This window comes from Kitasatospora sp. NPDC059146 (assembly GCF_042786665.1).
Taxonomy (GTDB): Bacteria; Actinomycetota; Actinomycetes; order Streptomycetales; family Streptomycetaceae; genus Kitasatospora.
Genome location: NZ_JBHZCY010000124.1, coordinates 21486 through 27746 on the forward strand (window position 1 = coordinate 21486; position 6261 = coordinate 27746).

The following is a 6261-nucleotide window of genomic DNA, read 5'->3' on the forward strand; positions in this document are numbered from 1 at the left end:
CCCCGGTCGTCGGCCGACGACCGGAGCGACCGTCCGTCCGCTGGAGCACCCGTGACGACCCGCCCGACCGTGCCGGAGACCGTGCGGCCCGACCGACGCCTGCTCGGCGTGGAACTGCTGGTCGTCCTCGGCCTCTCGCTCGGGGCCAGCGGGATCAGCGCGCTGATCAGCTTCGCGGGCTCGCTCACCGAACCGCTCCAGCTCGGGCAGCAGGTCGCCACCCTGAACGGCTCGCGCGCGCCCGGGCGGCCCTGGCTGGACCTGGTCTGGCAGCTGTACTACATCGGACGCGGGCTGATGCCGGTGGTGCTGGTCGGCTACCTGCTGGTGCGCGAGGGCGCCTCGCTGCGGGTGCTGGGCTTCGACCTGCGGGAGAAGCTGCGCGACCTGGGCCGGGGCGCGGCCGTCGCGGCGGCGATCGGCGGCTCCGGGCTGGTGCTGTACCTGGCCTCGCAGGCGGCCGGGTACAACCTGACGGTGGCGCCCTCCGGACTGCCGGACGTGTGGTGGCGGGTGCCGGTGCTGGTGCTGTCGGCCTGGCAGAACGCGATCCTGGAGGAGGTCGTCGTCCTCGGCTACCTGCTGCGCCGGCTGGGGCAGCGGGGATGGTCCTGGCCGGCGGCGGTGGTGGCCAGCTCGGTGCTGCGCGGCTCGTACCACCTGTACCAGGGGGTCGGCGGGCTGGTCGGCAACATGGTGATGGGGGCGGTGTTCTGCCTGCTGTACCGGCGCTGGGGGCGGGTGATGCCGCTGGTGGCGGCGCACGCGCTGATCGACACGGTGGCCTTCGTCGGGTACGCGCTGCTCGCCGGGCACGTCAGCTGGCTGCCGACCCCCTGACCGGTGATCCCGGCAGGGCCTGGCTGCGCGGCGGGCGGGCGAGCAGCCGGTCGACGTGCCGGCGCTCCAGGCCCCGGCCGGGGTCGATCGGCAGCAGCAGGCGGTCCCGGCGCCACAGCGAGCGGCGGACCAGCCGGGACGGGATGACGTCGTCCACCCAGGCGAACGGGCGGCCCTCGGCGTAGCGCAGCAGCGGTGCCCACTTGCGGGCGGAGAACAGCTGCATCAACGGGACGTGCGGGTCGCCGGGTTGCTGGACGTACCCGGTGAAGCGGACGAAGGGGAGCGGGTCCAGGCCGATCGCCGGGGCGATGTGGGTGTTGGCGTGCTCCTCCCAGGTGGTGGCCCAGACCAGCTCGTACGTCCCGGCGAGTTCGCGCAGCCAGGCGCCGTGCTCGGCGGAGAGCAGGACGGCGTAGCCGAGCAGGGTGTGGGTGTCGAACCCGGCGTCCGGAGGCGGGCAGACCGGGTTCAGCACCCCGTCGACGTCCAGGAACAGCAGTGGCTTCGGCACCGGTGGGCCCCCAAGTGGATGGATCTTCCTACCCGGTCGGACGAACCGTCGGCCCCGATGGTTGCTTTCCGACGGGCGCACGCGGGGCGCACAGGGCGCTCACGGCGCGGGCGCGGGTTCGCCGGCGGGCACCGGTGCGTCCGGGGTGCTTCCCCGCGGGTCGCGGCGGGAGAGCCGGCGGATCTGCGGGTCGATCAGGACGACGGCGCTCAGCAGCAGGCACAGCGCCGCGCAGGCCCACAGCGCGCCGGACAGGCCGAGCGCGGCCGCGGCCGGGCCGGCCAGCGCGGTGCCGACCGGGGCCAGCGAGTAGGAGCCGAGCTCGTCGTACGCGGAGACCCGGGAGAACATCTCCTCCGGGATCTCCTGCTGGAGCACGACCATCCAGTTGACGCCGAAGACCGTGACGCCGACCCCGGACAGGAACATCGCGGCGATCAGCAGCGGCAGCGGGGCGCCGGCGGCCAGGGCGAGGGCCGGGGCGCCGAACAGGAACACGCCCCAGTTGCCGACCAGCAGGATCCGGCGGGGGCGCCAACGGGCCATCAGCAGGCCGGTGACGACCAGGCCGACGCCGTACGCGGACATCGCCAGGCCCCAGGCGCCCGCGCCGCCCAGGCGTTCGTCGGCCACCGTCGGCCCGTACACCGCCTCGACGGTGTTGATGCAGGCCACCATGACGGCGAACTGCAGCACGATCACCCACAGCCAGCGGCGGGAGGCGAACTCCCGCCAGCCCTCGCGCAGGTCGCGCAGCATGCCGCCGCCGGAGGGGGCGGGCGCGGACTCGGGCTCCAGGAAGAAGCGCAGGGAGGCGGCGACCAGGAAGCAGAGGGCGTCCAGGGCCAGCACCCAGCCGGGGCCGACGGCGGCGGTGAGCGCCCCGCCGAGGGCGGCGCCGCCGATCTGGGAGGCGTTCAGGCCCATCCGGAAGACCGCGAAGGCGCGGGCGGCGTGCTCCTGGGGGACGGCCTGCATGATCATGCCGCCGGCCGCGGGGGAGTAGAGGGCGTAGCCGGCGCCGCCGGCGGCGGAGAGCACCAGCAGCTGCCACAGCTGGACGTTCCCGGCCAGCACCAGGGCGGCCAGCACGGCCTGGGAGGCGCCGCTGAACAGGTTGGCGGCGACCATCACGTGGTGGCGCGGGAGCCGGTCGGCGAGGGTGCCGCCGACCAGCAGGAACAGCACGGTCGGCAGCAGCCGCGCGGCGGTGACGTAGCCCACCTCGGTGGCGCCGCCGCCGTTGCCGAGGACGGCGAAGGCGGTGGCGATGGGGGCGCCGGCGTTGCCGAGGCCGCTGATCACGGTGGCGGCGGTCTGGATGCGAAAGTTGCGGCTCGCCCAGGTGGGGCGGCGGGGGAGTGGGGTCGGCACCCGGGTGACTATGGTCGGAGTTCGTACCGGTGTCATCCGGATTTCGCGCCCGAACCGGTGGGGGCGGGCGGCGGCGGGTGGGGCGGGGCGCCGGGGGCCGGTGGGGCGTCGGGCGCTGGCGGGGCGGGGCGTCAGCCCAGGTGGCCCCAGAGGAAGGTGAGGGTACGGCGCCAGGCGATCCGGGCCTGGAGGGCGTCGTAGGTGCCCAGCGGGTTCTCGTCGTTCATGAAGGCGTGCCCGGCCGGGTAGAAGTGGATCTCGGGGCGGACGTCGGTGGCCTCGCCGATCCGGGTGGCTGCCTCGTCCACGTCGGCCATCGGGATCGAGCCGTCGAGTTCGCCGAAGTGGCCGAGGACGTGGGCGGTCAGGCCGCGGTAGTCGAAGTCGGGGTCCGCCGGGAGGCCGTAGAAGGGGACCGCGGCGGCCACGGCGTCGCCGGCCCGGGCCGCCAGCATCAGGGCGAAGCCGCCGCCCATGCAGAAGCCGACCGCGCCGACCGCGTCGCCGACCACGCCGTCCAGCGCGAGCAGGTGGCCGACGGCGCCGGAGAGGTCCTCGACGGCCCGCTCGACCGGGAGTTCGCGCTTGAGCCGGGCCGCCTCGGCGCCGTCGTGGGTGGTGGTGCCGCCGAAGAGGTCGGGGGCCAGCACGGTGAAGCCTTCGGCGGCGAAGCGGTCGGCCATGTCCGCGACGTGCGAGGTGAGCCCCCACCACTCCTGGACCACCACCAGGCCCGGTCCGACGCCCTGCGGAGGGCGGGCCAGGTACCCGTGCGCGGTGCGGCCGTTGCTCGGGAAGCTGACGTTCTGCCGGGGGCCGCCGTGGTCGGGCATGGCTTCCTCTCGGTGGGTCGGGCCGGTCGGGGCTGGGCCGTTCGGCGGTCGGGCCGTTCGGTGGGTCGGGCCGTCTGCGGCGGGGAGCGGGAGGGCGGGGCCGGTCAGCCCATCTCCTCCAGGGCGCGGCCCTTGGTCTCCTTGATGCAGAAGGCCACGAACGGGATGGAGAGCAGCGCGAAGGCCGCGTAGATGACGTACGTCGCGGAGAGGTTCCAGTCGGCGAGGTCCGGGAAGCTGACCGTGATCGCCCAGTTGGCGATCCACTGGGCCGAGGCCGCGACCGACAGGGCCAGCGCCCGGATCCGGTTGGGGAACATCTCGCCGAGCAGCACCCAGACCACCACGCCCCAGGAGAAGGCGAAGCAGAGCACGAACACGTGGGCGGCGACCAGGGCGACGGTGGCGTGGGTGTTGTCCAGGGTCGCGGTGTCGCCGGTGCCGTGCCGGTAGGAGAACGCCCAGGCGGCGGTGCCCAGCGCGGCCGCCATGCCGATCGAGCCGGCCAGGGCCAGCGGCTTGCGGCCGATCCGGTCCACCAGGGCCATCGCGATCACCGTGCCGATCACGTTGACGATGGAGGTGGAGAGGCTGATCAGCAGCGAGTTGGACTCGTTGATGCCGACCGACTGCCAGAGCAGGGAGGAGTAGTAGAAGATCACGTTGATGCCGACGAACTGCTGGAACACCGAGGCGCCGATGCCGATCCAGACGATCGGCAGCAGGCCGAAGCGGCCGCCGAGCAGGTCCTTGAGCCGGGGCTTGTGGGCGGATTCCAGCACCGCGCGGATCTCGGCGACCCGGGCGTCCAGGTCGACGTCCTCGCCCTCGACCTCGACCAGCACCTTGCGGGCCTGCTCCTCGCGGTGGTCGGCGATCAGGAAGCGCGGCGACTCCGGGATGGAGAGCGCCATCAGCCCGTACACCAGGGCCGGGATGGTCTCGACGCCGAGCATCCACTGCCAGGCCTGGATGCCGCCGAGGTGGCCGGTGGACTCGCCGCCGGCGGCCTGGTTGAGCGCGTAGTTGGCGAGCTGCGAGACGGTGATGCCGAGCACGATCGCCATCTGCTGGAAGGAGGCGAGCCGGCCGCGGTAGGCGGTCGGCGCGACCTCGGCGATGTAGGTCGGCGCGATCACCGAGGCGATGCCGATCGCGACGCCGCCGACCACGCGCCAGCTCGCGAGGGCCTCGATGTTCGGCGGGAACATCGAGCCGATGCCGCTGGCCGCGAACAGCACGGCGGCCAGCAGCATGGTGCGCACCCGGCCGAAGTGGTCGGCCAGCCGGCCGGCGACCACCGCGCCGGCGGCCGAGCCGAGCAGCGCGATGGCCACCACGAAGGCGGTGGTGCCGTGGCCCACCGCGAAGTGCTTCTGGATGCCCGTCACGGCGCCGTTGATCACGGCGCTGTCGTAGCCGAACAGGAAGCCGCCCATCGCGGCGGCCGCCGAGATGAAGATCACGTGCCCGAGGTGGGCCTCGCCGGAGGCCCGCTGGTGATGGACTGTGGACACGCGCGCTCCCCGGGTGGACGGGCCCGCCCCGACGGCTGGGCAGGACTCGTCTCACATTCGAGCAGCGCGGCGGCCGACCCGCCCGAGTTGGGGACCGATCGGGTGAAACGGGGTCAGTCGGCGGCGCGCGCGGTGGCCGTGCGCCGCTCCTGGAGCCGCTCCTGACGTCGGCGGTGGCGCCGCAGCAGTTGGGTGCGGGCGGCGGCGTCCTGGTCCCGGCGGAGCGCCGGGGCGTCCGCGCGCTCGGCGAGCCGCCCGGCGATCGCGTGCTGTTCGGCGGCCGGCTTCTTGTCGTCGTACTTGAACTTGGCGCGCACCTCGCGGACCGTCAGTCGGAGCCCGCGCAGGCCGGGCAGCAGCCGGCCGAACTCCGTCCGGCCGGGGACCACCCGGACCTCAGGGGTCTCCGGCTGGAAGTGCGCCAGCTGGCGGTTGAGGATCTCCGCCTTGCCCTCGGCGGACTCCACCACCTCGGCGGTGCAGTGGAAGTGCACCGAGGCGTAGTAGCTGGTGGGCGTGCCGGGCTCGCCGCGCCAGTGGCCGGGCGCGAAGGCGTAGCCGTCGGTGACCGCCAGGGTGACGTTCGGGTCGGCGCGGACGGCGGTCAGCAGCGGGTTGGGCGTGGCGAGGTGGAGCAGGATCTCGCCGCCCTCCTCGTCCAGCAGGAAGTGGGTGGGGACGAGCACCGGGCCCTCGTCGGGGCCGCCGTTGGCGGCGAGCAGGCCGAAGTCGCGGCCCTCGGCCAGCCAGGCGCGCCACTCCTCCTCGTCACCTCGGTCCCAGGACCTGATCAGCATCGGACGGCCTTCCTCAGCGGGGGTAGCGGCGCATGTGCGCGGGCAGCGGGACGTTCGGGTCGTGCGCCTCGGGGGCGCCGTAGGCGGTGCTGACCGGGACGGTGCCGGACCAGTACGGCAGGTCGGCGTCGGCCGGGTCGTCGGCGGCGCCGTCCGAGCGGGTCTTCGCCGAGACCTCGTCCAGCTCCAGCCGGAGCACGGCGGTGGCGGCGAGCTCCTTGGGGTTGGCCGGGCGGATCTCGCCGGAGCGGCCGGGGACGACCTGGTCGACGATGGCGGCCAGCGCGACGTCCAGCTCCTCGGGGTCGGTGACCTCGTAGTACGTCCGCTTGGACGACAAGACAACCAATATGAACTAGTTCTCTAATACACATATGACCCTCCCC

Annotated in this window: 6 protein-coding genes and 1 pseudogene; 1 reads left to right on the forward strand and 6 read right to left on the reverse strand. The window is 73.8% G+C overall.

The features are described 5' to 3' along the window. The first annotated feature begins 51 nt into the window (after positions 1-51). The gene (locus ACFXPX_RS35300; protein ID WP_375893597.1) at positions 52-840 is read left to right on the forward strand and encodes a CPBP family intramembrane glutamic endopeptidase; all 789 of its coding nucleotides are present in this window, start codon (positions 52-54) and stop codon (positions 838-840) included. Here the strand turns inward: ACFXPX_RS35300 and ACFXPX_RS35305 are convergent. The 6 genes and pseudogenes from ACFXPX_RS35305 to ACFXPX_RS35330 all read right to left on the reverse strand — a co-directional run. Beyond that, positions 818-1354, reverse strand: a complete 537-nt coding sequence (locus tag ACFXPX_RS35305) for an HAD domain-containing protein (RefSeq protein ID WP_380644505.1) — start codon at positions 1352-1354, stop codon at positions 818-820. The two genes, ACFXPX_RS35300 and ACFXPX_RS35305, sit on opposite strands and share 23 nt — an antisense overlap. A 99-nt stretch (positions 1355-1453) precedes the next feature. Continuing rightward, on the reverse strand, positions 1454-2728 hold the full coding sequence (locus ACFXPX_RS35310; RefSeq protein WP_380644506.1) for an MFS transporter: 1275 nt from the start codon (positions 2726-2728) through the stop codon (positions 1454-1456). 131 nt (positions 2729-2859) lie between these two features. Further along, positions 2860-3561 carry a dienelactone hydrolase family protein gene (locus ACFXPX_RS35315; protein WP_380644507.1) on the reverse strand — a complete coding sequence of 234 codons (702 nt, stop codon included), beginning with the start codon at positions 3559-3561 and terminating at the stop codon, positions 2860-2862. A gap of 104 nt (positions 3562-3665) precedes the next feature. After that, the gene (locus ACFXPX_RS35320; protein WP_380528714.1) at positions 3666-5078 is read right to left on the reverse strand and encodes a sugar porter family MFS transporter; all 1413 of its coding nucleotides are present in this window, start codon (positions 5076-5078) and stop codon (positions 3666-3668) included. 113 nt (positions 5079-5191) lie between these two features. Then, a complete protein-coding gene (locus tag ACFXPX_RS35325) occupies positions 5192-5875 on the reverse strand; it encodes an FMN-binding negative transcriptional regulator (protein WP_380528716.1) in 684 nt (227 codons plus the stop codon). Positions 5876-5888: 13 nt separating this feature from the next. Then, positions 5889-6200: pseudogene (locus ACFXPX_RS35330) on the reverse strand (pyridoxamine 5'-phosphate oxidase family protein); the annotation flags it as partial. Positions 6201-6261: the final 61 nt, after the last annotated feature.

What these genes read in the sequence shown, in the direction of transcription:
- ACFXPX_RS35325 (WP_380528716.1), bottom strand. Translation starts at nt 5,875, where the DNA reads ATGCTGATCAGGTCCTGGGACCGAGGTGACGAGGAGGAGTGGCGCGCC.
- ACFXPX_RS35315 (WP_380644507.1), bottom strand. Translation starts at nt 3,561, where the DNA reads ATGCCCGACCACGGCGGCCCCCGGCAGAACGTCAGCTTCCCGAGCAAC.